Annotated in this window: 1 protein-coding gene; it reads left to right on the top strand. The window is 67.4% G+C overall.

Annotation, left to right across the window (positions count from 1 at the left end; genetic code table 11):
- Positions 1-1,251, top strand: a 1,251-nt coding sequence (locus tag ASE28_RS26770; RefSeq protein ID WP_200964002.1) for an ankyrin repeat domain-containing protein, incomplete at both ends; no start/stop codon positions are given.

Raw genomic sequence — 1,251 nt, 5'->3', positions numbered from 1 at the left:
CATGCAAGACGCTTCTTCATTCATCCAGCCCGGCACCTTCCGTATCCGCCAAGCCGACCAGCCGGCCGCCTTGCAGGCCCTGCAGCGCGGGTGCCCCAAGCACATGGTGGTAGCAGACTACCTGCAGAACCCCCAGGAGTTCGCCCGCACCCGCTACCTTGCGCGGGCGTTCGAGCTGCTGGGCATGCAGTGCGATGTGGATGGTGGCGACCTGCTGCTGGTGCCGTTCGAGGGTGGCGAGCCTATCGATCTTTCGGTTTACTACTGGGATTTCATCGAAGACCTGGCGCACGAAGAGAACCCGGGCTCCATGGCCCACGGGACCAAGGTCGCGTTCCATGAAGCGGGCATCGATGTGGAGGGTGACGACGAACACCATGAGGTCAGCCAGGAGGCCGACGACTTCATCCGCGGGATGAGGGACCGCATGATTACCGTGGCTGAACTCGACGCGCTCATCGCCAGCGAAGGCAGCGTGGACTTTCGCGACAACTACGACCGCAAAACGCCCTTGCTGGAGGCGTGCGAGGTCTACCGTTGGCGCCTCTCGCAGCATGCAGCTGCGCAGATGGAAGAGGGCGACGACGACGAAGGCCGCGAGGCCAAGGCCAGTGCCGCCGCAGAGCTGGCGGTGCAGGCGCACAACCTGCAGACCGTGCTGCAGCGCCAGCCGGACATGGCCGCGCGCAACCGGGACGGCACCGATGCGCTGGGCTTGGCCGCCGAGTCGGGCAGCGTGGATTTTGTGGACCAGCTGCTTGCCCACGGCGCAACCGTCAACGCGGGTGCACTGCAGGGCGCGGTGCAGAGCCTGTCGGTGGACATGGTGCGCAAGCTCGCCCAGGGCTACGCCCACCTGGTGGGCCCTGGCTTGCTGCTGCACGCCTGCGTGGCCTACAGCGCCATGCCGACCAAGCTGGCCATGGTGCGCTACCTGGTGCAAGACCTGGGCTGCGACGTGAACGCCCGCGCGGCCAGCCGCATCCAGGACATGCAGGGCACCGTGGGCCGCATGGCCACGCCCCTCATGGCCGCCGCGCTGGCGGACGACCTGGCGGTGGTGCAGCACCTGATCGCCGCCGGGGCCGACGTGCACGCGGTGGATGCCTACGGCAACACGGCCCTGCACTACTGCAGCGGCCAGACCTGGGTGTCCGAAGACGGCCCGCTCTGGTTTGCGCTGGATGAGAACCCCAAGGTGATCGAGTTGCTGCGCCAGCACGGCGCCGACGACAGCGCCACCAACGTGGC

The sequence above is a fragment of the Acidovorax sp. Root219 genome, from assembly GCF_001428665.1.
GTDB lineage: Bacteria > Pseudomonadota > Gammaproteobacteria > Burkholderiales > Burkholderiaceae_C > Acidovorax.
Note: the sequence above shows the minus strand (reverse complement) of the source record. Positions and strands in the feature narration are given on the sequence as shown.